Raw genomic sequence first — 24,387 nt, 5'->3', positions numbered from 1 at the left:
CATGAGTAATGAAATCTTCGTTGCATTCGCAACACAAAAGGGAGGTATTGGAAAATCGACCGTCACGGCTCTTGCCGCCAGCTACCTCCACAACGTGCAAGGTCACAATGTCGCCGTCATAGATTGCGACGCCCCGCAACACAGCATCCACGGACTGCGTGAACGTGAAACGAAACTTATCGACGAGAGCCTCTATTTCAAGGCACTCGCGTGTGACCACTTCCGCAAAATAAAAAAGAACGCCTATCCGGTCATTGCAAGCGACGCCCTCAACGCCCTTGACGATGCCGAAAGGATGCTTGCCGAAGAAGATGCGAAACCGGACATCGTGTTCTTCGATATGCCGGGAACGCTGAAAAGCAACGGTGTGGTAAAGACCCTCTCACAGATGGATTACATCTTCGCGCCCATGAGTGCCGACCGCTTTGTCGTGGAAAGCACCCTGCAATTCGCCGTGATGTTCCGTGACAACCTCATGACGACGGGGCAGGCGAAAACAAAAGGGCTGTACCTGTTCTGGACGATGGTGGACGGCAGGGAGAAGAACGGGCTGTACGACCTGTATGAAGATGTGATTGCCGAAATGGGGTTGTCGGTGTTGTCCACCCGCCTGCCCGACAGCAAGAAGTTCCGGCGTGACCTCTCGGAAGAGCGCAAGAGCGTATTCCGCTCTACCATCTTCCCGATGGATGTGTCCCTTCTGAAAGGGAGCGGTATCCGTGAGTTCTCGGAAGAAATCAGCCGTATCATCAAACCTCAATGAGCATGGGCAGCAGGAAAGTGAACACCGAAGGCATTGACGAGGAACTGTTGATAGCCTCCATCGGCAGGCGCAAGCAGGACGGGACTCTGTACCGCGCACAGGAGCCGCCCGTGCCTGCCCCCGAAGAAGAGAGCGTCCCGGAAACGGAACCACCGCCCACGGCATCCCCGTCAAGGGAGAAGGTGCAGAAAGACATCGCCCGCCGCAAACGGCAAGAGGACGACTATTCCGGTCTGTTCCTCCGCCGCAACGAGATAAAGACACGCCAGTGCGTCTATATCAGCCGGGACGTACACAGCAAGATTCTTAAAATCGTGAATGACATCGCCGGACGGGAAATCTCGGTAGGCGGCTACGTGGACACCGTGCTGCGCCAACATCTGGAACAGCACAAGGAGAAAATAAACGAACTGTACAAGAAACAACGTGAAGACTTAATTTGAATATGAACACCTTTGGTCGTGTTCTTGAAAGTCTTGGTCTTACTGTTCTTGGCAGAAGAATAAGCCACGACGAAAGTAGCCTTACTGACATCAATTCCAACGTAGGTCATAGTCTTAACAATTTATTGAGACAACATCTATACATCTTGAACCACCATTGCGAATGCGGGGTCAAAAGCCCATTGAACTATCCGGTTTCTGATGTAAAAGTGTGGGGGCAGAACATATTCTACGGTCTTTTTGACTAATGGATACTCGGTCTTATTCCACACTTTGATGTTGAATGTTTATGCAAAAGTATAAAGAGTAAATAATATACAATGGATATGAATCAGGAAAAGAATCAGAAAAACAGAAGTCCGCACCATGACGGCGGAGGTTTGCTTGCCCAAGTGCAGGCGAGTGTGGAAATCCTGTCGCCCGTGCCGGTAGGCGGCAAATGCAGAGAAAAGGACTATGAACGGCTTTTCATCCGTGAACCCGAAGTAAAGGCACGCGAGGGGAAGATGGCATACGTGCGCCCGGAGTATCACGACCGCATCATGCGCATAACCCGTGTAATCGGGCATGACAGGCTTTCGCTGTCCGCCTACATCGACCATGTGCTTACACACCACTTCAACCAGTGCGAAGAGGCGATAAAGAGCCTTTACGCCCGGAATTACGACGCAGTATTTTAATCATCAAAAAGAAAAAGAAATGAGAAGAAAAAAGAATGATTATCGTGCCTTCCTGAAAAAATCAGGTTTCAAGGCAAGGGAAGGGAAACAAGTGTCCATCAGCAAAGAGACCCATGACAAGGTTGCCATGATTGTCCGCTGGCTGGGTGATGGTGAAGTCACAATGGCCGACTTCACTGAGAACGTGGTAAGCGAGTTTCTCCGTACACACCGTGACGAACTGAACCGTATGTTAAACGCAGTCCCCAGAGTAGAATTATGAACATGACTGACATTCTCCTGACCGTATCGGTCGGCTGCAACCTGTGGTTCCTGTTCCTGCTGCTCTACGACCGCATCATGGAAACGAGATTCGTCCGCTTCCTTAAAGGCATTGCCGGGTTTTGGCGGTCATTGGGCGGCACGGAGGTGAAGCAGGAAACGGCACGGGAAACACCTCCCGGAGAAACATCGGACATCATCGGCAGGAGCCATTTCAAGATGGCATCAACCCGGACAACCGCTGCCATACTGACGCAAGAAGCCGCCACTTCGAAAAAAGGCATTGAGCTGTCGGAGGAAGAGGCTACTTTTGACGATGGAAACACGGAAACCGTGTCCCACCCGGCACAAGTCCCGGAGGAAAAACTCGATGAAACCTTCACGAGCATCCCGCCTTCGGAACTGGAGTTCGGGGAGGATGAACCGGAGGACGGAACGCCCGACACACCGAGAGCTACGGGAAGCAGTTTTGACGAGATAGACGATGCGGTCAGGGCAGCCAAGAACCCGGAAGCGACAACGGCAGAACGGGAACGTGCGGCAAAGGTCTTCTCCGATATGGAAGGAACGGAACTGTACGAGAAACTGATGTCCGGCTCGACGGAACTGAGCATCCGTATCAAGGGGCTTATCGAAGTCCGGCTGAAGAAGCCGAAAAAGGAATTTACCGTACCCGACAACATTGACGAGTTCAATATCCGGGACTATGTATAACGGCTAAAAAAGAGTGGAAATGAAAACGTAAGACGGCATCACACCATGCGCACGGCAGTACAAGGTACAGCCAACCCGCAACGGACACACCCAAGTCCGTGGAAACAAACGGGCAACCACTAAACCAAAGTAAAGTAATCAAGTATCAACCGCCCGAAAAAGGACTATCCACCCTTTGGACGGCACAAAAAGAACAGTTTATGAATAAGAACATCAGACAAAAGTTCATCATCTCTGCGGCACTTATGATTGCCGCAACCGCCTCCGCATTTGCGCAGGGAAACGGCATCGCAGGCATCAACGAAGCCACCTCTATGGTGAGTTCGTATTTTGACCCCGGCACGAAACTTATCTATGCCATCGGCGCGGTGGTCGGTCTTATCGGAGGCGTAAAAGTCTATGGCAAGTTTTCATCCGGCGACCCGGATACCTCGAAAACCGCAGCCTCGTGGTTCGGCGCATGTATTTTTTTAATTGTAGCTGCGACTATCCTGCGCTCATTCTTCCTTTAATAAACAATGTATGGCTGAATACCCGATAAACAAGGGTATCGGTCGTCCGGTCGAGTTCAAGGGTCTAAAGGCTCAGTACCTCTTCATCTTCTGCGGAGGCCTGCTGGCACTCTTCATCCTGTTCGTCATCCTCTATATGGTCGGCATCGACCAGTGGATATGTATCGGCTTCGGCGCGGCATCGTCTTCCGTCCTCGTATGGCAGACCTTCGCGCTGAACGCCCGGTACGGCGAACACGGGCTTATGAAATTAGGAGCTATAAGGAGCCATCCCCGATACCTTATCAACCGGCGGCGGATCACCCGATTATTCAAACGGCAACGAAAGGAAGAAACGACATGAGAAATACATCCAAAATGACAACACTGGAAAACAAGTTCCCCCTGCTGGCTGTGGAACATGGCTGCATCATTTCCAAAGACGCCGACATCACGGTGGCTTTTGAGGTGGAACTGCCGGAGCTTTATACCGTGACGGGCGCGGAGTACGAGGCGATACACGGCTGCTGGTGCAAGGCTATCAAGGTACTGCCGGACTTCTGCGTCGTGCATAAGCAGGACTGGTTCATCAAGGAACGCTACAAGCCGGAGTTACAGAAAGACGACATGAGTTTCTTGAGCCGTTCATTTGAACGACACTTCAACGAGCGTCCGTACCTGAAACACTCCTGCTACCTCTACCTGACCAAGACGACAAAGGAGCGTAACCGGATGCAGAGCAATTTCAGCACGCTGTGCCGTGGGCATATCATCCCGAAGGAGCTGGACAAGGAAACCGCCGGGAAGTTCATGGAGGCCGCTGAACAGTTCGAGCGCATCATGAACGACAGCGGCTTCGTGAGACTCCGCCGCCTCTCCATCGATGAGATTGTCGGGACGGAGAAGTCCGCCGGGCTGATAGAGCGTTACTTCTCGCTCATGCCTGAAGGCGACACGACCTTGCAGGACATCGACCTCTCGGCAAAGGAAATGCGCATCGGCGACAACCGCCTGTGCCTGCACACCCTCTCCGACGCGGAGGATATGCCCGGAAAGGTGGCTACCGACATCCGCTACGAGAAACTCTCCACCGACCGCTCGGACTGCCGTCTCTCCTTCGCCTCACCCGTGGGGCTGCTGCTCTCCTGCAACCACATCTACAACCAGTATGTGATTATCGACAACAGCGAGGAAAATTTACAGAAGTTCGAGAAGTCCGCGAGGAATATGCAGTCGCTATCCCGATACAGCCGGAGCAACAGCATCAACCGCGAGTGGATAGACCAGTACCTGAACGAAGCCCATTCCTACGGGCTGACATCGGTACGGGCGCACTTCAACGTCATGGCGTGGAGCGATGACACGGAGGAACTGAAACATATCAAGAACGACGTGGGCAGCCAGCTGGCGAGCATGGAGTGCGTGCCGCGCCACAACACCATCGACTGCCCGACGCTCTACTGGGCGGCGATGCCCGGCAACGCGGCGGACTTCCCGGCGGAAGAGAGTTTCCACACCTTCATCGAGCAGGCTGTGTGCCTCTTTACGGAGGAAACTAACTACCGCAGTTCGCTATCGCCCTTCGGTATCAAGATGGTGGACAGGCTAACGGGAAAGCCGCTGCACCTCGACATCTCTGACCTGCCGATGAAGCGGGGCATCACCACCAACCGCAACAAGTTCGTATTAGGTCCTTCGGGCAGCGGCAAATCCTTCTTTATGAACCACCTCGTGAGGCAATACTACGAGCAGGGTACGCACGTAGTGCTGGTGGACACGGGAAACTCCTATCAGGGCTTGTGCGAGATGATCCGGCGCAAAACAAACGGGGCGGACGGCGTGTACTTCACCTACACGGAGGAGAAACCGATTTCGTTCAACCCGTTCTACACCGATGATTACGTGTTCGACGTGGAGAAGAAGGACAGTATCAAGACATTGCTGCTGACGCTCTGGAAGTCGGAGGACGACAAAGTGACGAAGACGGAGAGCGGCGAACTGGGCAGTGCGGTGAACGCCTATATCGAGTGTATCAGGGCTGACAGGAGCATCATCCCCTCGTTCAACACCTTCTACGAGTATATGCGTGACGACTACCGCCGCGAACTGGCAGAACGTGAGATAAAGGTGGAGAAGTCCGATTTCAACATCGACAATATGCTCACCACCATGCGGCAGTATTACCGGGGAGGACGCTACGACTTCCTGCTCAACTCCACGGAGAACATCGACCTGCTCGGCAAGCGGTTCATTGTCTTCGAAATTGACAGTATTAAGGAAAATCGCGAACTTTTCCCTGTGGTAACAATCATCATCATGGAAGCCTTCATCAACAAGATGCGCCGTCTGAAAGGCGTGCGCAAACAGCTGATAGTGGAAGAGGCTTGGAAGGCTCTCTCTTCGGCGAACATGGCTGAGTACCTGCGCTATATGTACAAGACCGTGCGCAAGTATTACGGGGAGGCAATCGTGGTGACGCAGGAGGTGGACGACATCATTTCCTCGCCCGTCGTCAAGGAGAGCATCATCAATAATTCCGACTGCAAGATACTCCTCGACCAGCGGAAGTACATGAACAAGTTTGATGCCATACAGTCCCTGTTGGGGCTGACGGAGAAGGAGAAGTCGCAGATACTCTCCATCAACATGGCGAACAACCCGTCAAGGCTCTACAAGGAAGTCTGGATCGGACTGGGCGGCACGCAGTCGGCGGTCTATGCCACCGAAGTTAGTGCTGAAGAGTATCTGGCGTACACCACTGAAGAAACGGAGAAGGTGGAGGTTTACCGTCTGGCGGAGCAGCTGGGCGGCGACATCGAAGCCGCCATCCGGCAGCTTGCCGAAAGACGAAGGAATAAGTAAAAACAGATTCATCAACTAAAAAAGAAAATGCGTATGAGTATATCAAGAACGAAAATGCTGCAAGTCAGCAAGTGTTTAATCGGGCTGGCGGTCATGATGCTGCAATCCTGCGATGTAGCGGACAATCGCCGTGATCTGCTTTGCGGGAACTGGGAAAGTGTGGAAGGCAAGCCCGACGTGCTTATCTACAAGGAGGGCGAAGCCTATAAGGTGACGGTATTCAAGCGGAGCGGCATCCGCCGCAAACTAAAGCCGGAAACCTATCTCTTGCAGGAGGAGAACGGCAACCTGTTCATGAACACCGGCTTCCGTATCGACGTGTCCTACAACGAAGCGACGGACATCCTGACCTTCTCGCCGAACGGGGACTACGTGCGTGTGAATCCGAAACCGGACCATCCGATAAGCGAGCAATAACGATAACCACTAAAATCCAAAGTAACATGAGAACAAGAATAACATTTATTATCTGCCTGTGCCTGTTTGCAGTCGGCAGGGCAAGCGCACAGTGGGCGGTGATAGACCCGTCCAACATCGCGCAGAGCATCGTGAACACTTCCAAGAACGTGGTACACACTTCCACGACCGCCCAGAATATGATAAAAAATTTTCAAGAGACGGTGAAGATTTACGAGCAGGGCAAGAAGTATTACGACGCACTCAAATCCGTGAACAATCTGGTAAAGGACGCCCGGAAGGTGCAGCAGACCATCCTGATGGTGGGTGACATCACCGACACCTATGTGACCAGCTTCCAGAGGATGATGCGTGACGACAACTTCACGGTGGAGGAACTGGGAGCCATCGCCTTTGGCTACACCAAGCTGTTGGAGGAATCCAACGACGTGCTGACGGAGCTGAGGAACGTGGTGAACATCACCACGCTCTCCATGACGGACAAGGAGCGCATGGATGTGGTGGAACGCTGCTACTCCAAGATGAAGCATTACCGCAACCTCGTGAGCTACTACACCAACAAGAACATCAGCGTGAGCTACCTGCGGGCGAAGAAGAAGAACGACCTCGACCGCATCATGGGGCTGTACGGGAACATGAACGAAAGATACTGGTAGCCTATGAATTTCGACAACCTTCACCAGATTCTGCGCTCGCTCTACGAGCAGATGATGCCGCTATGCGGGGACATGGCGGGCGTGGCGAAAGGCATCGCCGGGCTGGGTGCGCTGTTCTACGTCGCCTACCGGGTGTGGCAGTCGCTGGCGAGAGCCGAACCGATAGACGTGTTCCCCATGCTCCGCCCCTTTGCGATAGGCTTGTGCATCATGTTCTTCCCGACGGTGGTATTAGGCACGATAAACAGTATCATGTCGCCCGTTGTGCAGGGCACGGCAAAGATGCTGGAGGCGGAAACGCTGGACATGAACCAGTACCGTGAGCAGAAAGACAAACTGGAATACGAGGCGATGATGCGCAACCCCGAAACCGCCTACCTTGTGTCAAACGAGGAGTTTGACAAACAGCTGGAGGAACTGGGCTGGTCGCCCGGCGACATGGTAACGATGGCGGGAATGTATATCGAACGTGGGATGTACAACATGAAGAAAGGCATCCGCGATTTCTTCCGCGAGATACTGGAACTGATGTTCCAAGCCGCCGCCCTCGTGATAGACACCATCCGCACCTTTTTTCTCGTGGTGCTGGCGATACTCGGTCCGATAGCCTTCGCCATATCGGTATGGGACGGCTTTCAAAGTACACTCACACAGTGGATATGCCGCTACATACAGGTTTATCTGTGGCTGCCCGTGTCGGATATGTTCAGCACCATACTGGCGAAGATTCAGGTGCTGATGCTGCAAAGCGACATCGAGCGCATGCAGGCTGACCCGAACTTCTCGCTGGATTCGAGCGACGGTGTGTATATCGTCTTCATGATCATAGGAATCATCGGCTATTTCACCATCCCCACGGTAGCAGGCTGGATTATCCAAGCCGGAGGCATGGGAAGCTACGGTCGCAACGTGAACCAGACGGCAGGACGAGCCGGAAGCATGGCGGGCAGCGTGGCGGGTGCAACCGCAGGAAACGTGGTCGGACGTGCCGGGAAACTGCTGAAATAATCAACTGACAATTAAAAACGAATAAATAACAATGGAATTTAAGTCACTTAAAAACATCGAATCATCGTTCAGGCAGATACGCCTGTTCGGTATCGTCTTCCTCTCGCTGTGCGCCGTGATAACGGTATGGAGCGTGTGGAGTTCCTACCGCTTTGCGGAACGGCAACGGGAAAAGATTTACGTGCTGGACAACGGCAAGTCGCTGATGCTGGCTCTCTCGCAGGACTTGTCGCAGAATCGTCCGGCGGAGGCAAGGGAACACGTGCGCCGCTTCCACGAGCTTTTCTTCACACTCTCACCCGAAAAGAGCGCGATAGAGCATAACGTGAAACGCGCCCTGCTGCTGGCAGACAAAAGCGTGTACAACTACTATTCGGACTTCGCCGAGAAGGGATACTACAACCGCATCATCGCCGGAAACATCAATCAGGTGCTGAAGGTGGACAGCGTGGTATGCGACTTCAACGGCTATCCCTACCGTGCCGTGACCTACGCCACACAGAAGATCATCCGGCAAAGCAACGTCACCGAGCGCAGCCTCGTGACCACGTGCCGCCTCTTGAACTCGTCCCGTTCGGACGACAATCCCAACGGTTTCACCATCGAGGGATTCACCATCATCGAGAACAAGGATTTACAAACCATCAAAAGGTAAACGGATATGAAGAAAATCAGAAAATCATTTTGGCGTGCGTACTGGAGGATCCACGACAAAAAGAAAATGCTGGTGGCAAGGCTCAAAGGCTATCTGGACGGTTTGCCCCCGAAGACACGCAAACGCATCGTGCTGGCGATGCTCGCCGCTTTCGCGGTGCTTGCCCTCTACACCTTCGGCAAAGCCGTCTATGACATCGGCAGGAATGACGGCAGCCGGATAGCAACAGACCATGCCGGACAGGTGGAACTGTCCGTAAAGCCGGACAACAATCATAATGTAATACTTTATTTATATGGAACAGACGAAGAATGAACCTAAAAACGAGAACAAGGCGGCTCCCGACAACGGGAAACCGAAGAACCGACGCCAAGCCGAGAGCCATCAAGCCTGCTTGAATGGCCAAGGCGCGAAGGAGGAAGGCAAAGCCAAGGAGCGCAAGCCGCTGACCGAAGCCCAAAGGCTGAAACGTCAGAAAATGATAGTGCTGCCCGCTATGGTGCTGGTATTCATCGGGGCGATGTGGCTGATATTCGCCCCATCTTCCGACAAGGAGCAGCAACCGGGGACGGGAGGTTACAACATCGAAATGCCCGACGCAGACAAGGCGAACCGTCAGATTATCGGCGACAAGGCGAAAGCATACGAACAGGGGGCGATGGAGGAACGGCAGGAGAACCGCAGCCGCGCCATGCAGGAACTGGGCGATATGTTCGACCGCGAGGTGGCGGAAACGGACAGCGGCAGGGACTTCGACCTTGCCAATCCCGGAGGAACGGAAGAGAACGTGAAGTCCGCACCGAAGACCATCCAATCCTCCGCAGCCGCCTACCGCGACCTCAATGCCACGCTCGGCAACTTCTATGAGCAACCGAAGAACGACAATGCGGAAATGGATGAACTGTTGGAGCGTATCGCCTCGCTGGAATCGGAATTGGAAAGCGAGAAAGGCAAGGTGTCCGCTATGGATGACCAAGTGGCACTCATGGAGAAGTCCTATGAACTGGCGGCAAAGTACATGGGCGGACAGAACGGCACACAGCCACCTGTCGGACAGGCGGCAGAGCCTTGCCCCGTGCAGAAAACCGGAAAGAACACGGCTGCACCTGTCAGGCTGGTGGCGCATCAGGTTGTATCCTCGCTCTCACAGCCGATGAGCAACGCCGAGTTTGTCGCCTCCTTCTCGCAAGAGCGTAACCGCAGTTTCAATACGGCGGTGGGCGTCACGACCGTATCGGACAAAAACACCATATCGGCGTGCGTTTATGGGGCGCAGAGTGTGACGGACGGGCAGGCTGTCAAGCTCCGTCTGTTGGAGCCGATGGCGGTAGCGGACAAAATCATCCCCCGTAATGCGGTGGTGGTAGGCACGGCAAAGATTCAGGGCGAACGGCTTGATATTGAAATCACGTCGCTGGAATATGCTGGTACGATTATCCCGGTAGAGCTGGAGGTGTATGACACGGACGGGCAGCCCGGTATCTTCATTCCGAACTCTATGGAAATGAATGCCGTTAGGGAGGTTGCCGCCAACATGGGCGGATCGCTGGGCAGCAGCATCAATATATCCACCAACGCAGGGGCACAGCTCGCCTCCGACTTGGGCAAGGGGCTGATACAAGGCACGAGCCAGTATATCGCCAAGAAGATGCGTACCGTCAAAGTGCATCTGAAAGCCGGGTACAAGGTCATGCTCTATCAGGACAGAAATTGAAAACAGAAAAAGCAACAACAATCCAATTTTTATTTACCACTAAAATCCAAAGTAATGAGAAAAGTAATCATCATGTTTGCCCTCGCTATGGGCATCGTAACTGCCAACGCGCAGGAGAACGTAACCGTTGGAACGGACAATGGAAGTGAACCGACGAACGAAGCGAGAGCAGAGGCAAGCTCGCTTGACTATGCCTTGCAAGGAGGAGGAAGGCAAAGCCAACAACCGACCTTGACAAAGGAGGTCTATCCGCAGAAGGAGGCGGACGGCGACCTGTATCACGGGCTGACAAAGAAGCTGACCTTCGACCGCATGGTTCCCCCGCACGGTTTGGAAGTGACCTACGACAAGACCGTCCACGTCATTTTCCCCTCGGAAGTGCGTTATGTCGATTTAGGCTCGCCCGACCTGATTGCGGGCAAAGCCGACGGAGCGGAGAACGTCATCCGCGTGAAAGCTACCGTGAGGAACTTCCCGAACGAAACCAATATGTCCGTTATAACGGAGGACGGTAGTTTCTATACCTTCAACGTGAAATATGCAGCCGAACCGCTGCTGCTCAACGTGGAGATGTGCGACTTCATCCATGACGGCGAGAAGGTAAACCGCCCGAACAACGCGCAGGAAATCTATCTGAAGGAACTGGGTAGCGAAAGCCCGATGCTGGTGCGCCTTATCATGAAGTCCATCCACAAGCAGAACAAGCGCGAGGTGAAGCACATCGGCTGCAAGCGATTCGGCATCCAGTACCTGCTTAAAGGTATCTACACGCATAACGGTTTGCTCTATTTCCATACGGAGATAAAGAACCAGAGCAACGTGCCTTTCGATGTGGACTACGTCACATGGAAAATCGTGGACAAGAAGGTGGCGAAGCGTACCGCCGTGCAGGAGCAGATCATCTTGCCGCTCCGTGCGCAGAATTACGCCACGCTCGTGCCGGGCAAGAAGAGCGAGCGCACGGTATTCACGATGGCGAAGTTCACCATCCCCGATGACAAATGCATCGTGGTGGAACTCAACGAGAAGAACGGAGGTCGCCACCAGTCTTTCGTGATTGAAAACGAGGACTTGGTACGTGCCAATACCATCAACGAACTTCAAGTGCGCTGACCATGAGAAAGTACATCGCAATAATCATCGCGTCGCTTGCCCTGTGTACGGGGCAAGCGCACGCCCAGCGATGCCTGCCGAAGATGCAGGGCATCGAGGTCAGGGCGAATATGGCGGACGGCTTCAATCCCGGCGGCAACGACGGCGGATACAGTTTCGGGGCGGCTCTTTCCACCTACACGAAAAAGGGGAACAAATGGGTGTTCGGTGGCGAATACCTGTTGAAGAACAACCCTTACAAGGACGGGAAAATACCCGTGGCGCAGTTCACGGCGGAGGGCGGATACTACTTCAAAATACTTTCCGATGCCCGAAAAATCGTGTTCGTCTATGCAGGGGCTTCGGCTCTTGCCGGATATGAATCAGTGAACTGGGGCGAGAAGGTGCTGCATGACGGCTCCACGCTCCATGACCGGGACGCCTTCATCTACGGTGGTGCGCTGACGCTCGATATGGAGCTTTACGTGGCTGACCGTATTGCTCTGCTTGCCAATCTCCGGGAGCGTTGCCTGTGGGGTGGCGACACGAGGAAGTTTCATACGCAGTGGGGCGTGGGCATCAAGTTTATCATTAACTAACGCACTGCATGGAACGGACGGAAATCGACGCCATGAGGCAGATACCCCTTGCGGACTTCCTCGCACGGTTAGGACATGAGCCTGTCCGAAGAAGCGGCAACGAGTTGTGGTATCGTGCGCCATACCGCAATGAGCGCACGCCCTCTTTCCGTGTGAACGTGGCAAAACAGCTTTGGTACGACTTCGGAACGGGCAAGGGCGGTGACATCTTCACGCTTGCCGGGGAGTTTATCGGAAGCAACGACTTCATGGAACAAGTGAAGTTCATAGCGGAAACCGCCAATATGCCTATGCCTGTTCCCGAAGTGAGTAAACCGACTTTCCTGCCTAAACGGTCAGAACCTGCCTTTGAGGGTATGGAAACCGCCCCACTGCTTCATTCTCCACTGACGGACTATCTGGCGGAACGTGGCATCCCTTACGGCATTGCATCCCGGTATTGTTGCCGACTGAATTATAGAGTGCGTGGCAAGCGGTATTTCGCCGTCGGTTTTCCGAACGTAGCGGGCGGCTTTGAAATCCGCAGCCGTTTTTTCAAAGGCAGCGTGCCTCCGAAGGATGTGTCGCTGGTCAAAATGGAAAGTTCTCAGGCTGATGTGTGCAGCGTGTTCGAGGGCTTCATGGACTTTCTTTCCGCCGTCACGCTCGGATTGGAAACGGGCGACTGCCTTGTGCTGAACTCCGTCGCCAATGTGGAAAAGGCTATGAGGTATCTGGACGGTTACGGGCGCATAGACTGTTACCTCGACCGTGACGAAGCCGGACGGCGGACGTTGGAAATGCTGAAAGGACACTATGGGGAACGTGTCTGTGACCGTTCCGCCCTCTATGACGGTTGCAAGGACTTGAACGAGTATCTGCAACTGACAACGAAAAAAGAAATGAACAATAACTTATAAATCAAAAGACAATGAACATACTGAACAACAAGAACAAGAGAATATCAATCTTCAAGGCGTTGGCACTCTGCCTGTTCGCCGCCGTGTCGCTCACGCTTATTTCGTGTGACGACGATATGGACATCCAGCAATCCTATCCTTTCACGGTGGAAACTATGCCTGTGCCGAACAAAGTGACGAAGGGACAGACGGTTGAAATACGCTGTGAGCTGAAAAAGACGGGCGACTTCGCCAATACCCTCTATACTATCCGGTATTTCCAGTTCGAGGGAGAAGGAACGCTGAAAATGGACAACGGTATCACGTTCCTGCCCAATGACCGCTACCTGCTCGAAAACGAGAAGTTCCGGCTGTACTACACGGCGGATGGTGAGGAGGCGCACAACTTCATCGTGGTAGTGGAGGACAATTTCGGCAACTCCTATGAGTTGGAATTTGACTTCAACAACCGAAACGTGAAGGATGACGGGGTTATCACTGTTGTCCCCATCGGGAACTTCAAGCCCCTTACACGATGATGCGTGTATTCATGGCTATCCTCTGTTCGCTTCTGACGGTCTGTTCCGTGTCCGCACGGGACAGCCGCCATGAGGGAACGGACGGGCAGGCGGCTATCTACCGGCTGCCACCATTCGAGAGGGCAGTACGATGCACGAAGTATTTTGAGGGCTGGCATTCGGAAAAACATCACCCGTATGTAGGATATGGACATCGGTTGCAGCCGGGCGAAAGGTATTCGGCACGCACCATGACGAAGCGGCAGGCGGACGCGCTTCTGCGGAAAGACCTGCGGAAGTTCTGCGCGATGTTCCGGCAGTTCGGGAAGGATTCGCTCTTGCTTGCCACGCTCGCCTACAATGTCGGTCCGTACCGTCTGTTGGGAAGCGGAAAGATACCCAAAAGCACGCTGATCCGAAAGTTGGAGGCAGGCGATAGGAACATCTATCGGGAGTATATCGCTTTCTGCAACTACAAGGGTAAACGTCATGCCATGCTGCTCAAACGGAGAAAGGCGGAGTTTGCGCTACTGTATGTACCATAAAAAGTAAGTGTCCGACAACATAAACTCCGATGAAGTTGGGGATGCTTTATCGGAGTTTATGTTATATCAATATTTTAATTGATGGTCAGTACTTGATTTTACAAGTGACTCATTCAAGTAGTTTCGCTTTTTTCATGTAACTTTGCAAAAAATAAAGGATATGGATAGACAATTACCGTATGAGATAAGCTACAAGACGATTGCTTTTTGGCGCAATATCGAAAATGGATTCCTCTGGAGTACATTCATATGTTCAATATTACTCCAAACGTTCCAAATAAATTGTATAAGCCATTCATTAGATTCTATAAAATGGATTGCTAATTTGTTTAATGTTTTGAATTATATTTCTATTATAGGGTATGGTATATTATATATAATCGTAGAAATTATAATGCAACCTATGGCTGCTAATGAAAGACGGAAAGGATTTATCGACAATTCATTAGGCACGAAATTGCTGGAAAAGCCAGTTTTGAATTATTACGATAATGATTCTATTGAGAAAGGACCATATAAAATGTTGGTTAATTGTTATGAGAATTGTTTTTTTACATATAATATCATTAAAGTGATGTTGCCTAAAATGGCAATAAAGAACACAATACTATTTGGTTTGCTTTTGATATTTGCATACTACGGAATAAAAGATAACGTCGTTGCCATACCATTCTTGCAACTATTTTTATCGTCATTGTTCTTAATAGAACTGATATACCACATAGCATTCTTTTTTAGATTAAAGAATTTGTGTGATAAATTCAAACAAATTTTTAGCACACCTAAATCAACTAAAAATAAAACTATTCAGGATGCTATATATATGGTACTTGAATATGAAACGACATTGGCATATAATAAATCTCCGAATAGTAATTCTGTGTACAAAAAACTAAACAATAAATTAACAGAAGAATGGAGCTGTATAAAACAGAATTATGATATTCGATAATTTAGACAAATATACAACAGAAAGTGTATTACAAGGACATCCCGATAAAATATGCGACCAAATAAGTGATGCTCTTTTGGATGCTTTCTTGATGCAAGATTGTAATGCCCATACAGCAATAGAATGCTTGGGAAGTGGTAATAATTTAATTGTTGCTGGAGAAATTAGTACTCAAAATAAAAGGGTTGATATTGAGAAAATTGTCAATGATGTATATCAATCCATAGGCTATTGTGAAAAATTAAACATACTGAACTTTTTGACTTCACAATCAAGACAACTAAATGATGCTGTTATGAACGGTGGAGCTGGCGACCAAGGTATTGTGTATGGTTATGCTATAAACAATCAATATAATTATCTTCCGTATGGTGTATATTTATCTAATTTAATAGCCAAAGAGATTGATACGTATAGAAAGAGCGTAGATTATCTCCTCCCTGATGGGAAAGTACAAGTCACAATTAGCGAAAATAATCTTGAACAATTGATAATCAATGTACAGCATAAGGAGAATATTCATCCAGATTTCATTGAAAATGAAATAAAACAGAAGGTTTTAACTCAACTGATTGATTGTATAAATGTAGATATTCAGATAAATAGGAAATCAAAATTTTATAAAGGTGGGTTTGTTAACGATACAGGATTAACTGGTCGTAAAATAATGATAGACACTTATGGCGGTTTGGTAACACATGGCGGAGGTGCTTTTTCTGGAAAGGATCCGAGCAAAATAGATAGAAGTGCTGCTTACATGGCTCGATTTGTTGCAAAAAACATAGTCGCAAACGGATTAGAAAAAGAATGCAAAATAGCAGTGGCTTATTTGTTTGGAGAAGAACAGCCTACCATGCTAAATGTTTCCACAGACAAAGAATCCAATTCTACAAAATTGAAACAATTTATTCTATCAAAATTCGATTTTAGACCTAATGCAATAATTGAGTTGTTAAAATTAAAGAATCCTATATATCAACCAACTTCTATATACGGACATTTCTCTAATCCTAATTACAATTGGGAACAAATCATATCTTTATAAGACTGGTTTTATCGAAGATTGGCACAGAGGTTTCTTTGCTACTTTCTTTGTCCGCCATCATGCTCACTGAAAGAAAGTAGGGCGGCTTTCGCCGCCCACCTCTCAAAAACGGGTGTAAAGCCCCGTCACCATCGTGAACATTTCCTCCAGCATATCGCAATATATCCCCTCGTGCGTTTCAATGTCCTTCGTCTTACACTCGAATGTCTTTTTACTGAACGTCCTGCGGTAGAAGCGCATATTGTAGAGGTCTGCCCCTGCATCATAGATGATGTCAAGGCGGTTGGCACTCGTCTTGTTCCTCGCAAGGCTCATGCGTAAGCCGTTGCCCATGTCTATGAAGTCTTTGCTTCCCGTCATGGCGGCAAAGCGTCTGCCACCTATCTGCTCCAAAATCGTCTTTGCTATCATATTCATTCTTCTTTGGGTGTTATGTTCGGGCGGTGCGGACACCGCCTAAACGCTCAAAATTCTGTTTTCTCGGCTATTGGTGTGTTCCGTTCCAACCATGTTTTCACACACTCCATATTGTACTCGCTCGTTATGACTGCCGTGTGGCTGTCAATGGCGGTAAACCGACTGCTCTCATAGTCCTCTATCCACCCTTTAAGGGTTTCCACTCCCCACGCTTCGGCATCGTCAAAGATGCCGTCCAATTCCGTGATAGGCTTGCCGAACTTGACTATCAGCGTTTGGTAGCCTGCTTCGTTCATTGCTTGTCCTCCTTTCCTCTTTTTGCCGTCAGCCACTTGTCCCGTGTGGCTCGGCACTCGTCCAACGTGGGTTTCACACAAGAGAACAATTCCCCGTCCGTGTGGCGGTAGTCGTATTGCACAAGTGTCCGCTTGCGTCTGCCGATGCCTGTTTGGAACTTCTCGTATTTCTCTGTCCCTGCTTTCGTGCAGGTGCTTACTCCGTTGATGGTCATCCGTGTACTCATAATCGTTGTTTTTTTAGATGGTTAGAAATGTACTGACAAAACTCTGTTCTGCATCACCATTTCGGGATTGCTTGTGTAGCGTTGGTGCATGTAGAAATGGTGTGAGCCGAAGCCGTAAAGGAAGAACTTGTCAAGTTCGTGCTTCTCGGCAAAGTCCTTGACACTTGCCCTTAACTGCTCCTCACTTTGACAAAAAGTGAGGAGGTTCATAAACTCAAGGAACATCGTGGGAATTTTATCGTCCCACAAGCAAACCATACTTTCAAATCTTACTTCCATATTGTTCTGTATTATAGGTTAATGTTATGCTGCGTTCATCCGCTGACGGATAAGTTCGGTATTGTCCTCCACAAGCCGGATGATGCGGTCATGGTACTCGGTATTGGAATTGCATACCCCTCTGCTCTGTACCACTTTCAGCGTTTTCAGTGACACTTCTATCGTTTCAATCCGTTTGCCGTCAATGGTGGCGGATAGGATAAGGGAGTTTGCCTTGTTATGATAACCGCCCACACAATGGTGCATCATCCGTCCTTCCTCTACCATTTCCTCAACGCTCTCTATGACCTTGATGCAGATAAGGCTGTCAGAGAACACAAGTCCGAAGAAGATGCCTTTGGCTTTCAGATAGTTCTTCTCGTCTTCAATCGCCTTTTGCCGTTGCTGTTCCGTCCGCTCACGCTCCCTTTGCAGGTTGCGTTTTCTCACCAACTTATCGTGTTCCGCTTTGAGGTCGGCAGGGCAGACGTATTTCGGGCTGTTCGTGTCCTTGCCAAAATGACGCAGGAGGTCAATGGTGTCGCACCATACGGAGCCGTCCGAAATGGTGTAACCGTTGCGGATGCAAATCTTGACGGATGCCCAATACCGTCCCATATCAAAGGAACTACGGATATAATGCCGCAACATGGCATATTGCCCTGCTTTCAAGAGTGTTTCGGCTCGGCTGTCGGAAAGGATAGCCGTGAAAAGGTCATACGGCAGTGTGTTGTGATAGTCCCCATTGAAGCCGTTGCGTTTCAGTTCGGGGATGAAACGCTGTCGGGGATAGGTACACATAGGTGCTATATCGTATGCGTGAAGCCTGTTGTTCTTGCGTACCTCCATGTCGCTGTATTCAGACCATTGGTCATAATACAACATTGACATTCCACGCAGTCGGGCAACGGTCGTTGTCTTTCCATCGGGCGAAATCCACCTCTGCACCACTTCATAAATGGAATACTCGGCTGCCTGCCCTGCCTTGTATCGGGACTTGACGAAGAAGAAGCGTATCACTTGGTATTGCTTGCTGGTGGTGACGATGGAGAAGTATTCGTTTTCGCTGAAAACGCTCTTTCGGGTGCGCAACGCTTCCAATGACATACCGCAATGGGGGCAGGTACATCCGCAAAGGGTGTCCGCAAGGTCGTGGTCGCTCTTCCACGAATGTCCGCACTCAGTGCAGATGTTCGTGCCGTCCGCTCTCTTGATTGCGTAATGCTTGAAGCAATGGCGGAAAGCGTATGCCTTTTGCGTGGCGGTCATTCTCGGTAGTCGCTTGCTCAGCCGTGCGACTTCCTGCTGTATCTGTGTTCTCGGTTTCATAAGCCTAAATCAAATAATGAGGGTTGTTGTACTTCTTGGGTGGTCGCTTTGGTGGCGGTTCTCGGCTTGTTGCGGTTCTGCAACTTGCGGACTTCCTCCTCTTGATATTGTCGGAGAGCCTTCTGACGTGCCTCCGCCTTTTCCTCTGTGGTGAGTTCCACCACGTGGTTCACGGCTATCTGACACTGGATAGGCTTGCCCACCTCTATCTCGTTCTCGTCATAGTAGTGTACGGCTTGTCCGTATATCTCCCCGTCCGTGAAGCCGTTGCAACCGCTTTTCTGCACATAGTTCAGAATGTAGGTCACGCAGTCATCTATGTTCTTGGCAGGGTTGCGGTAGTTCTTCGCAAAGAGCGCATCTTCCGCTGCACGTTGCTCCAAATACATCTGTATCGTTCTCTTGAAATGGTCTGTCGTTTTCATATCGCTGTCGGTAAGATTAAAGGGTGAATAACCAAAGGATGAAGCCGAATAAGGCGATTGTGGAGAGGATAGCCACGATTATGCCTATCGCCACTCGGAACACTCCGTTTACTATCTCTCTGACGATGCCCCAAAGGATGCCGGATACCCAAAGGACGATGCGCATGATTAGGGTGCATATCGCAAGCCCTATGTATTGCGCCACTTGTTTGAAGTCTGCCGTTGCTGTCATATCCTCGCTATTTTTCAAGTTCTACAATGTTGTCTATCCTGCCGTATAGGTATCTGCGAAGTCCGGTCTTGTCTGTTGCCTTGTATTCCGTCCAATGTCCGTATTGGCACACGATAAACGTGCGGAGTACATCGGAGAAGTCAAACCTCCAGCCTTGCAGGAGTATTGCGCTCTTGAAATAGGTGTTGCTGTTCACGTTGCGTGTAAGCCAATCCTTTTCCTCTCGGTTCATCTGTCCTCCGTTGTTCAGTTTCTCACGAAGAATGTAAACCTTACTGCCTTTTAGTGCTTCCAATGTTGGCACTTCCCAAGCCACGAATTTTGTTGCCATTGTTGTTCCCATATCCGTTCTGTTTTTGATTTTTTGTTTTTAATGCGGATTCAAGAGCTGAGGGAGTTGAGTTTCAAACTATCTTATCTGCCTCTCGTTTATCCGACATTTTTTTTATGCGTCTTTCTGTCGCATCGGTCGTTTTCGTTTCGGGTGCTTAAAAAGGTAGGGATTAGGGAATGCAAGTTTTTTCGGGAAAAATACTACCCGAAGGGCTGGAGATTTTTCCCGAAAACAGGAGGCTTGACCTTGCTTTCCCGTCAAATCCCGGAGTTACCTTTGCGCCCAGAACGGAAATGACTGCCTGATGCGACTCACTGAAAGGCGCGAAAATGGAGGTAAACGGAAGTAGAGGCAGATTAGACAGAAAACTTCAAAAGAGAAATCCGTGAAAAAAGGAAGTCCCCCCAAAAAAGGACATAGTCGGTAGCGTGAAACCGGGCAAACCACCTGCAAGGAAGTATGGTTTTATCTGTCTGGCCGGACGTGTCGGGGCGGGCAGATAAAATCATTCTTCCCGGTTTGCCAGCTGTGGGTGACGGCTTGTTCCATTTATGGGCAAACGGTCATACACGGCTTTCCGCTTCCGGCTCAAAAGAACAGCGAAAAAGAAAAATCATCTGAAAAACCGTAAAAGCACCTCTTCGGCATAAGCACAAAAGAAATGGGCCTTGCCTCATCAGTCTAAACTGTCGTTTAGGCGTGAGGCAAAGCTCTTTTCTCCGCTTATGCAGTAGTCGGCACACGTTCGTTCAAAATCCTTTTGGGCGATGGTGTGCCGACGAATAAAGCCGCTTTTACGGAAAAACTTGTATGAGATAGAAAAAAATCAGGGAGATTCATATCAAAATCTCCCGTTTTATTGTTACTTTTGCATACGAAGAGTTCTTTGAAGGTTACGCAACGCGCAGAAGAATAATGCAGCAGATAACTAACTAAATCGTAACCTATTACTATCATGAGCGATTAACATATGCTCATTTCCAATAAAATACACTATTTTCGTAACTTCAATGTACAAAGATAATCCTTTTCTCCGAATTATCTATCTTTGCTTCCTTAACAACCAATAACGACGTAATGGAAACAACCTTACTCACAACAGACAAAGATCCTATGGGAGCTGCCATAGCCGACTATTTCAATCATCATAAGGCCAACCGCTTACAAGTATTCTCTTCACAGTTTGATGAAGACGAAATCCCCGTAAGACAGCTTTTCCGTAATGCCAAAACAATGCCATTGCTTGAACGCACTGCTCTGCAACTGGCAAACGGAAGTATTCTCGACGTTGGTGCCGGAAGTGGTTGCCATGCCATCGCTCTTCAGGAAATGGGGAAAGAAGTATGTGCTATCGACATTTCTCCGTTGTCTGTAGAGGTAATGAAACAACGTGGTGTTACTAACGCCCGACTCATTAATTTGTTCGATGAACAGTTTGTTGACACATTCGATACAATCCTAATGTTGATGAATGGATCCGGTATCATCGGACGACTGGAAAATATGCCTGCTTTTTTCCGGAGAATGAAAATGTTACTTCGCCCGGGTGGCTGTATATTAATGGACTCAAGTGATTTACGCTATCTTTTTGAAGACGAGGATGGTAGTTTTGAAATAGACCTTGCCGGAGATTACTATGGTGAGATTGATTTTCAAATGCAATATAAAGATATTAAAGGAGACTCATTCGACTGGCTATATATCGATTTCCAGACCCTCAGCCTCTATGCTGCTGAATATGGTTTCAAAGCCGAGCTTGTCAAAGAAGGAAAACATTACGATTATCTGGCTAAATTAATAATGGGCTAATGGGCTACTAATATGCCAATGTGCCAATTGGCTGCGCTATTACCCTGCACAGCAATCGGCACATTGGCATATTGACATATTGGCATATTATCAAAACGGAAACAGTAGTGGCAATGCAAATACCATCACCACGCCCATTATTATTTGAAGCGGTAATCCTACTTTTATATAATCCATAAACGTATATTGCCCTGCCGGCATCACCAAAGCATTGGGAGGTGTTGAGAACGGAGATGCAAAACACATACTGGCAGCTACAGTGACAGCAAACAAGAAGGGCACGGGGCTAACCCCTACCTGCAAAGCACTCTGTAAGGCAATAGGCGCCATCAATACTGCCGTCACAGTATTACTGATAAACATTGTCATCAGTGAGGTAGTGAAATAAATGCCTGCCATCAAAACAATCGGTCCATAGCTTCCCAATCCACTGACAAGGCTATTGGATATGTATTCTGACGCTCCCGTTTTTTCCAATGCCAAAGACATGGGAAGCATACCTGCAAACAATACGATTGTCTCCCAGTTTATTGTTTTATAAGCCGCCTCTACATTACGGAAACAACCTGTAAGTACCATTAATACTCCCGCAATCATCACCGCAGTAACAGGAGCCACCGGGATAAAATCGAATACCATCATCACTACCATCAGGAGCATGATAGCAGCTGCCACAGGAGCTTTATAATCCAATGTTACTTTAGCTGCCTCATCCAAAGGTTGACCCAACACTACCCAATCGGCATCTTCCTTACTCAATCGTGCTATATCCAGCCAAGTACCCTGCACCAAAAGTACATCTCCACTGTGCATCTTCTCATTACCCAGTTCTTGCAGGATATACTCTTTTTTACGACGGATACCCAACACATTCAGATTAAACTTATCGCGGAAACCAGCCTCTTTCACAGTACGGTTCGATAGATTGGAAGAAGGCATCAATACGATCTCAGCAATACCAATATCATAAAAATCAAGTGATTTATCAGCCTTTGCAGCTTCTTCTGTTGTATGCCCGTCGAGCATTTCCAACAGATAATCCTGAGCAAACCGATCCACATTTTCAACCTCACCTGTAATATAAAGCACATCTTCAGCCTGCATCACAGTATCAGGGGAGGCTAGTTTTTGTGTAATCGTTTTCAGAAAACGATTCTGAGAAGCATCGCCACGACGTACCTCCAGAATATTCAATCCATATTTACGCCGTACATCCAGATCAATGATTGTTTTTCCTACCAATGCAGATGTAGAAACAGCACGCAATCGGAATAAATTGCTGGATAATCCATACTCTGCCACTAGCTGGTTCAATGACTTTCCGGAAGAGAGTCTCTCCTGTTTTTTTCCTTTCTTCGAAAGAAACCACTTGGTAAGAGGCAACAACACGAGTGTACCTACTACTACGCAAATGATCCCCACAGGTAAAAAAGAGAAAAAAGACAAAGGTTCAAATCCGGCACTTGTCAATGTATTTTGAATCACAAGATTTGGTGGTGTACCAATCAGAGTCATCATACCTCCCATACTACTTGCAAAAGCCAATGGCATCAACAAGCGGCTGGGATTCATACCCGCACTGACAGCCAGACTCACTACAATGGGGAGCATCAGCGCTACAGTACCTGTGTTACTAACAAAAGCCCCGATAGCAGAAGTAACCAACATCACCAATAAAAATAATCGCAATTCACTTTTCCCTGCCAGCTTCAAAATCTTACTGCTAATCATTTTTGCCAACCCTGTCTGAAAGATAGCTCCACCAACCACAAACAGTCCTACCATCATAATAACTACCGAATTGGAGAACCCCGAAAGAGCCTCTTCAGGGGTAAGTATCTGGAAAATAAGTAAAGAAATCAATGCACAAAGAGCAACGAGGTCAGAACGCACCTTACCACTCATAAAAAAAGCTGCAGATAGTACTAAAATAATGAGAGTTATAACCATAAAATGAGTTTAGGGATTAATAAAGTTTAAGTATTCTGTTCGTTTCAAAAAGACAAAAGCCAGTCAACACCGGCTTTTGTCTTTTTGAAACTACTTCTTTAGCATTTCATCAATTTTTTGCACCAAAGAAGTAAATTCTTCTTCATTATACAAGCGTGTGAGCTTCACAATCTTTCCATCACGGTCAATCAATACATTTCTTGTAATTCCCGAATCGCGAAGTGCATATTTAGCAAAGATATCCGCTCCCGGATCAAGTCCCAACGGATAAGTAACTCCGGTAGCTTTTGCAAAAGCAAGTACTTTATCCAACGGTTCATCACGATCAATACCGATCAAAGCAAAATTGGGATTATCCTTATGCTTCAACCAGATATCTTTCTCTATAAAAGGCATCTCCTTACGACATACTCCACACCAGCTGGCAGTGAACTGCAACATTACCACCTTCCCACGAAGTGTGGAAAGATTCACCTGTTTTCCATCGGTCAACGTCACCGTAAAATCAGGAGCCATCTCTCCTACCTTAACAATGTATCCCGTACTATCAGCCTGTATAGCACTATTATTTCCTATAACAACCGATACGCTATCTGTAGCAGCACTCTCTTTATCCTTTTTTCCTTGTCCGGAACAAGCTAAAACACCTGTAGCCAATAAGACCAGACAAGACACATTAAAAAAAATCTTTTTCATTTTCTCTTATACCTAATTAATTGATTTGCAAAAGTAAACAAATCATATGACTTATCAAATAGCATTCTCACCCTATTTTTTTTCATTTCCTTATTTGGAAATTTGGAGTAAATGATTACCT

33 protein-coding genes and 1 pseudogene are annotated in these 24,387 nt (G+C 48.8%); 23 read left to right on the top strand and 11 right to left on the bottom strand.

Features of this window, described 5'->3' with window-relative positions:
- The first annotated feature begins 1 nt into the window (after nt 1).
- Both ACESQI_RS01940 and ACESQI_RS01935 read left to right on the top strand, forming a co-directional pair.
- Nucleotides 2–763: a ParA family protein gene (locus tag ACESQI_RS01940; protein WP_005809222.1), complete on the top strand. Its 762-nt coding sequence runs from the start codon at nt 2–4 to the stop codon at nt 761–763.
- Between the two features lie 2 nt (nt 764–765).
- Nucleotides 766–1,206, top strand: a complete 441-nt coding sequence (locus ACESQI_RS01935; protein WP_032538179.1) for a DUF3408 domain-containing protein — start codon at nt 766–768, stop codon at nt 1,204–1,206.
- 2 nt (nt 1,207–1,208) lie between these two features.
- On the opposite strand, the pseudogene ACESQI_RS01930 reads toward ACESQI_RS01935, so the two are convergent.
- Nucleotides 1,209–1,316, bottom strand: a pseudogene (locus ACESQI_RS01930) (IS110 family transposase); the annotation flags it as partial.
- Between the two features lie 216 nt (nt 1,317–1,532).
- Between ACESQI_RS01930 and ACESQI_RS01925 the strand changes: the two are divergent.
- The 19 genes from ACESQI_RS01925 (at nt 1,533) to metK (ending at nt 16,293) form a co-directional block, all read left to right on the top strand.
- The gene (locus tag ACESQI_RS01925; RefSeq protein ID WP_005809216.1) at nt 1,533–1,886 is read left to right on the top strand and encodes a DUF3408 domain-containing protein; all 354 of its coding nucleotides are present in this window, start codon (nt 1,533–1,535) and stop codon (nt 1,884–1,886) included.
- Complete coding sequence (locus tag ACESQI_RS01920; protein WP_255419346.1) at nt 1,867–2,148, top strand: DUF3408 domain-containing protein; 282 nt, start codon at nt 1,867–1,869, stop codon at nt 2,146–2,148. Before ACESQI_RS01925 ends, ACESQI_RS01920 begins: the two co-directional genes overlap by 20 nt.
- Nucleotides 2,145–2,861 (top strand): hypothetical protein, encoded by a 717-nt coding sequence (locus ACESQI_RS01915; protein ID WP_005809212.1) that lies wholly within the window; start codon nt 2,145–2,147, stop codon nt 2,859–2,861. Before ACESQI_RS01920 ends, ACESQI_RS01915 begins: the two co-directional genes overlap by 4 nt.
- Nucleotides 2,862–3,061: 200 nt before the next feature.
- Nucleotides 3,062–3,373: a DUF4134 domain-containing protein gene (locus tag ACESQI_RS01910; RefSeq protein ID WP_005809211.1), complete on the top strand. Its 312-nt coding sequence runs from the start codon at nt 3,062–3,064 to the stop codon at nt 3,371–3,373.
- A 10-nt stretch (nt 3,374–3,383) separates the two neighbouring features.
- The gene (locus ACESQI_RS01905; protein ID WP_005809208.1) at nt 3,384–3,716 is read left to right on the top strand and encodes a DUF4133 domain-containing protein; all 333 of its coding nucleotides are present in this window, start codon (nt 3,384–3,386) and stop codon (nt 3,714–3,716) included.
- Nucleotides 3,713–6,214, top strand: coding sequence for a TraG family conjugative transposon ATPase (locus tag ACESQI_RS01900; RefSeq protein WP_005809205.1), 2,502 nt, complete (start codon nt 3,713–3,715; stop codon nt 6,212–6,214). Before ACESQI_RS01905 ends, ACESQI_RS01900 begins: the two co-directional genes overlap by 4 nt.
- Before the next feature lie 33 nt (nt 6,215–6,247).
- A complete protein-coding gene (locus tag ACESQI_RS01895) occupies nt 6,248–6,631 on the top strand; it encodes a DUF3876 domain-containing protein (RefSeq protein ID WP_005809203.1) in 384 nt (127 codons plus the stop codon).
- 26 nt (nt 6,632–6,657) lie between these two features.
- Nucleotides 6,658–7,287 carry a DUF4141 domain-containing protein gene (locus ACESQI_RS01890; protein WP_005809201.1) on the top strand — a complete coding sequence of 210 codons (630 nt, stop codon included), beginning with the start codon at nt 6,658–6,660 and terminating at the stop codon, nt 7,285–7,287.
- Between the two features lie 3 nt (nt 7,288–7,290).
- The gene (gene traJ / locus ACESQI_RS01885; protein WP_005809199.1) at nt 7,291–8,295 is read left to right on the top strand and encodes a conjugative transposon protein TraJ; all 1,005 of its coding nucleotides are present in this window, start codon (nt 7,291–7,293) and stop codon (nt 8,293–8,295) included.
- Between the two features lie 31 nt (nt 8,296–8,326).
- The gene (gene traK / locus ACESQI_RS01880; RefSeq protein WP_004308925.1) at nt 8,327–8,950 is read left to right on the top strand and encodes a conjugative transposon protein TraK; all 624 of its coding nucleotides are present in this window, start codon (nt 8,327–8,329) and stop codon (nt 8,948–8,950) included.
- Nucleotides 8,951–8,956: 6 nt separating this feature from the next.
- Nucleotides 8,957–9,265 carry a TraL conjugative transposon family protein gene (locus ACESQI_RS01875; protein WP_005809197.1) on the top strand — a complete coding sequence of 103 codons (309 nt, stop codon included), beginning with the start codon at nt 8,957–8,959 and terminating at the stop codon, nt 9,263–9,265.
- On the top strand, nt 9,246–10,664 hold the full coding sequence (gene traM, locus ACESQI_RS01870) for a conjugative transposon protein TraM (RefSeq protein ID WP_005809196.1): 1,419 nt from the start codon (nt 9,246–9,248) through the stop codon (nt 10,662–10,664). The genes ACESQI_RS01875 and traM overlap by 20 nt, the downstream gene beginning before the upstream one ends.
- A 54-nt stretch (nt 10,665–10,718) precedes the next feature.
- Nucleotides 10,719–11,777, top strand: a complete 1,059-nt coding sequence (gene traN, locus ACESQI_RS01865; RefSeq protein ID WP_005809194.1) for a conjugative transposon protein TraN — start codon at nt 10,719–10,721, stop codon at nt 11,775–11,777.
- A gap of 2 nt (nt 11,778–11,779) precedes the next feature.
- On the top strand, nt 11,780–12,355 hold the full coding sequence (locus ACESQI_RS01860; protein WP_005809192.1) for a conjugal transfer protein TraO: 576 nt from the start codon (nt 11,780–11,782) through the stop codon (nt 12,353–12,355).
- Between the two features lie 8 nt (nt 12,356–12,363).
- Nucleotides 12,364–13,254, top strand: a complete 891-nt coding sequence (locus ACESQI_RS01855; protein ID WP_005809191.1) for a toprim domain-containing protein — start codon at nt 12,364–12,366, stop codon at nt 13,252–13,254.
- Nucleotides 13,255–13,265: 11 nt separating this feature from the next.
- Nucleotides 13,266–13,772, top strand: coding sequence for a DUF3872 domain-containing protein (locus ACESQI_RS01850; protein WP_005809189.1), 507 nt, complete (start codon nt 13,266–13,268; stop codon nt 13,770–13,772).
- Nucleotides 13,769–14,296 carry a glycoside hydrolase family protein gene (locus tag ACESQI_RS01845; protein WP_005809187.1) on the top strand — a complete coding sequence of 176 codons (528 nt, stop codon included), beginning with the start codon at nt 13,769–13,771 and terminating at the stop codon, nt 14,294–14,296. The genes ACESQI_RS01850 and ACESQI_RS01845 overlap by 4 nt, the downstream gene beginning before the upstream one ends.
- A 160-nt stretch (nt 14,297–14,456) precedes the next feature.
- Nucleotides 14,457–15,248 carry a hypothetical protein gene (locus ACESQI_RS01840; protein ID WP_005809185.1) on the top strand — a complete coding sequence of 264 codons (792 nt, stop codon included), beginning with the start codon at nt 14,457–14,459 and terminating at the stop codon, nt 15,246–15,248.
- On the top strand, nt 15,235–16,293 hold the full coding sequence (gene metK / locus ACESQI_RS01835; RefSeq protein ID WP_005809183.1) for a methionine adenosyltransferase: 1,059 nt from the start codon (nt 15,235–15,237) through the stop codon (nt 16,291–16,293). The genes ACESQI_RS01840 and metK overlap by 14 nt, the downstream gene beginning before the upstream one ends.
- Nucleotides 16,294–16,395: 102 nt before the next feature.
- On the opposite strand, the gene ACESQI_RS01830 is transcribed toward metK, so the two are convergent.
- The 8 genes from ACESQI_RS01830 to ACESQI_RS01795 are packed head-to-tail and all read right to left on the bottom strand — an operon-like array spanning nt 16,396 to nt 19,820.
- Nucleotides 16,396–16,704: a hypothetical protein gene (locus tag ACESQI_RS01830; protein WP_008645427.1), complete on the bottom strand. Its 309-nt coding sequence runs from the start codon at nt 16,702–16,704 to the stop codon at nt 16,396–16,398.
- Between the two features lie 53 nt (nt 16,705–16,757).
- On the bottom strand, nt 16,758–17,063 hold the full coding sequence (locus ACESQI_RS01825; RefSeq protein WP_080594362.1) for a hypothetical protein: 306 nt from the start codon (nt 17,061–17,063) through the stop codon (nt 16,758–16,760).
- Nucleotides 17,003–17,233, bottom strand: coding sequence for a DUF3873 domain-containing protein (locus ACESQI_RS01820; RefSeq protein ID WP_005809176.1), 231 nt, complete (start codon nt 17,231–17,233; stop codon nt 17,003–17,005). Before ACESQI_RS01820 ends, ACESQI_RS01825 begins: the two co-directional genes overlap by 61 nt.
- A 21-nt stretch (nt 17,234–17,254) precedes the next feature.
- Entirely contained in the window at nt 17,255–17,512 is a 258-nt protein-coding gene (locus ACESQI_RS01815; protein ID WP_005809172.1) for a hypothetical protein, read from the bottom strand.
- A 24-nt stretch (nt 17,513–17,536) separates the two neighbouring features.
- Complete coding sequence (locus ACESQI_RS01810; RefSeq protein WP_005809169.1) at nt 17,537–18,820, bottom strand: PcfJ domain-containing protein; 1,284 nt, start codon at nt 18,818–18,820, stop codon at nt 17,537–17,539.
- Entirely contained in the window at nt 18,817–19,245 is a 429-nt protein-coding gene (locus ACESQI_RS01805) for a PcfK-like family protein (protein WP_005809166.1), read from the bottom strand. Before ACESQI_RS01805 ends, ACESQI_RS01810 begins: the two co-directional genes overlap by 4 nt.
- A gap of 16 nt (nt 19,246–19,261) precedes the next feature.
- Nucleotides 19,262–19,477 (bottom strand): hypothetical protein, encoded by a 216-nt coding sequence (locus ACESQI_RS01800; RefSeq protein ID WP_005809164.1) that lies wholly within the window; start codon nt 19,475–19,477, stop codon nt 19,262–19,264.
- A 7-nt stretch (nt 19,478–19,484) separates the two neighbouring features.
- Nucleotides 19,485–19,820 carry a hypothetical protein gene (locus tag ACESQI_RS01795; RefSeq protein ID WP_005809162.1) on the bottom strand — a complete coding sequence of 112 codons (336 nt, stop codon included), beginning with the start codon at nt 19,818–19,820 and terminating at the stop codon, nt 19,485–19,487.
- A 450-nt stretch (nt 19,821–20,270) separates the two neighbouring features.
- Here ACESQI_RS01795 and ACESQI_RS01790 point away from each other — a divergent pair, with 450 nt between their 5' ends.
- On the top strand, nt 20,271–20,432 hold the full coding sequence (locus tag ACESQI_RS01790) for a hypothetical protein (protein WP_180949186.1): 162 nt from the start codon (nt 20,271–20,273) through the stop codon (nt 20,430–20,432).
- Nucleotides 20,433–20,888: 456 nt separating this feature from the next.
- Complete coding sequence (locus tag ACESQI_RS01785) at nt 20,889–21,620, top strand: bifunctional 2-polyprenyl-6-hydroxyphenol methylase/3-demethylubiquinol 3-O-methyltransferase UbiG (RefSeq protein ID WP_025867176.1); 732 nt, start codon at nt 20,889–20,891, stop codon at nt 21,618–21,620.
- A gap of 90 nt (nt 21,621–21,710) precedes the next feature.
- Here the strand turns inward: ACESQI_RS01785 and ACESQI_RS01780 are convergent, their stop codons facing one another.
- Both ACESQI_RS01780 and ACESQI_RS01775 read right to left on the bottom strand, forming a co-directional pair.
- The gene (locus tag ACESQI_RS01780; protein WP_195348634.1) at nt 21,711–23,570 is read right to left on the bottom strand and encodes an SLC13 family permease; all 1,860 of its coding nucleotides are present in this window, start codon (nt 23,568–23,570) and stop codon (nt 21,711–21,713) included.
- Between the two features lie 90 nt (nt 23,571–23,660).
- On the bottom strand, nt 23,661–24,266 hold the full coding sequence (locus ACESQI_RS01775; protein ID WP_320969455.1) for a TlpA disulfide reductase family protein: 606 nt from the start codon (nt 24,264–24,266) through the stop codon (nt 23,661–23,663).
- Nucleotides 24,267–24,387 lie beyond the last annotated feature (121 nt).

Source organism: Bacteroides sp. HPS0048, from assembly GCF_964240755.1.
Taxonomy (GTDB): Bacteria; Bacteroidota; Bacteroidia; order Bacteroidales; family Bacteroidaceae; genus Bacteroides; species Bacteroides nordii.
The sequence above is the reverse complement of the archived record's forward strand: the minus strand, read 5'-3'. Positions and strand labels throughout refer to the sequence as shown.

Excerpts from the sequence above, each read along its gene's own strand:
- ACESQI_RS01940 (WP_005809222.1), top strand. The coding sequence starts at position 2 with ATGAGTAATGAAATCTTCGTTGCATTCGCAACACAAAAGGGAGGTATT.
- ACESQI_RS01935 (WP_032538179.1), top strand. The coding sequence starts at position 766 with ATGGGCAGCAGGAAAGTGAACACCGAAGGCATTGACGAGGAACTGTTG.
- ACESQI_RS01925 (WP_005809216.1), top strand. The coding sequence starts at position 1,533 with ATGAATCAGGAAAAGAATCAGAAAAACAGAAGTCCGCACCATGACGGC.
- ACESQI_RS01915 (WP_005809212.1), top strand. The coding sequence starts at position 2,145 with ATGAACATGACTGACATTCTCCTGACCGTATCGGTCGGCTGCAACCTG.
- ACESQI_RS01910 (WP_005809211.1), top strand. The coding sequence starts at position 3,062 with ATGAATAAGAACATCAGACAAAAGTTCATCATCTCTGCGGCACTTATG.
- ACESQI_RS01905 (WP_005809208.1), top strand. The coding sequence starts at position 3,384 with ATGGCTGAATACCCGATAAACAAGGGTATCGGTCGTCCGGTCGAGTTC.
- ACESQI_RS01900 (WP_005809205.1), top strand. The coding sequence starts at position 3,713 with ATGAGAAATACATCCAAAATGACAACACTGGAAAACAAGTTCCCCCTG.
- ACESQI_RS01895 (WP_005809203.1), top strand. The coding sequence starts at position 6,248 with ATGAGTATATCAAGAACGAAAATGCTGCAAGTCAGCAAGTGTTTAATC.
- ACESQI_RS01890 (WP_005809201.1), top strand. The coding sequence starts at position 6,658 with ATGAGAACAAGAATAACATTTATTATCTGCCTGTGCCTGTTTGCAGTC.
- traJ (WP_005809199.1), top strand. The coding sequence starts at position 7,291 with ATGAATTTCGACAACCTTCACCAGATTCTGCGCTCGCTCTACGAGCAG.
- traK (WP_004308925.1), top strand. The coding sequence starts at position 8,327 with ATGGAATTTAAGTCACTTAAAAACATCGAATCATCGTTCAGGCAGATA.
- ACESQI_RS01875 (WP_005809197.1), top strand. The coding sequence starts at position 8,957 with ATGAAGAAAATCAGAAAATCATTTTGGCGTGCGTACTGGAGGATCCAC.
- traM (WP_005809196.1), top strand. The coding sequence starts at position 9,246 with ATGGAACAGACGAAGAATGAACCTAAAAACGAGAACAAGGCGGCTCCC.
- traN (WP_005809194.1), top strand. The coding sequence starts at position 10,719 with ATGAGAAAAGTAATCATCATGTTTGCCCTCGCTATGGGCATCGTAACT.
- ACESQI_RS01860 (WP_005809192.1), top strand. The coding sequence starts at position 11,780 with ATGAGAAAGTACATCGCAATAATCATCGCGTCGCTTGCCCTGTGTACG.
- ACESQI_RS01855 (WP_005809191.1), top strand. The coding sequence starts at position 12,364 with ATGGAACGGACGGAAATCGACGCCATGAGGCAGATACCCCTTGCGGAC.
- ACESQI_RS01850 (WP_005809189.1), top strand. The coding sequence starts at position 13,266 with ATGAACATACTGAACAACAAGAACAAGAGAATATCAATCTTCAAGGCG.
- ACESQI_RS01845 (WP_005809187.1), top strand. The coding sequence starts at position 13,769 with ATGATGCGTGTATTCATGGCTATCCTCTGTTCGCTTCTGACGGTCTGT.
- ACESQI_RS01840 (WP_005809185.1), top strand. The coding sequence starts at position 14,457 with ATGGATAGACAATTACCGTATGAGATAAGCTACAAGACGATTGCTTTT.
- metK (WP_005809183.1), top strand. The coding sequence starts at position 15,235 with ATGATATTCGATAATTTAGACAAATATACAACAGAAAGTGTATTACAA.
- ACESQI_RS01830 (WP_008645427.1), bottom strand. The coding sequence starts at position 16,704 with ATGATAGCAAAGACGATTTTGGAGCAGATAGGTGGCAGACGCTTTGCC.
- ACESQI_RS01820 (WP_005809176.1), bottom strand. The coding sequence starts at position 17,233 with ATGAGTACACGGATGACCATCAACGGAGTAAGCACCTGCACGAAAGCA.
- ACESQI_RS01815 (WP_005809172.1), bottom strand. The coding sequence starts at position 17,512 with ATGGAAGTAAGATTTGAAAGTATGGTTTGCTTGTGGGACGATAAAATT.
- ACESQI_RS01810 (WP_005809169.1), bottom strand. The coding sequence starts at position 18,820 with ATGAAACCGAGAACACAGATACAGCAGGAAGTCGCACGGCTGAGCAAG.
- ACESQI_RS01805 (WP_005809166.1), bottom strand. The coding sequence starts at position 19,245 with ATGAAAACGACAGACCATTTCAAGAGAACGATACAGATGTATTTGGAG.
- ACESQI_RS01800 (WP_005809164.1), bottom strand. The coding sequence starts at position 19,477 with ATGACAGCAACGGCAGACTTCAAACAAGTGGCGCAATACATAGGGCTT.
- ACESQI_RS01795 (WP_005809162.1), bottom strand. The coding sequence starts at position 19,820 with ATGGGAACAACAATGGCAACAAAATTCGTGGCTTGGGAAGTGCCAACA.
- ACESQI_RS01790 (WP_180949186.1), top strand. The coding sequence starts at position 20,271 with ATGGTTTTATCTGTCTGGCCGGACGTGTCGGGGCGGGCAGATAAAATC.
- ACESQI_RS01785 (WP_025867176.1), top strand. The coding sequence starts at position 20,889 with ATGGAAACAACCTTACTCACAACAGACAAAGATCCTATGGGAGCTGCC.
- ACESQI_RS01780 (WP_195348634.1), bottom strand. The coding sequence starts at position 23,570 with ATGGTTATAACTCTCATTATTTTAGTACTATCTGCAGCTTTTTTTATG.
- ACESQI_RS01775 (WP_320969455.1), bottom strand. The coding sequence starts at position 24,266 with ATGAAAAAGATTTTTTTTAATGTGTCTTGTCTGGTCTTATTGGCTACA.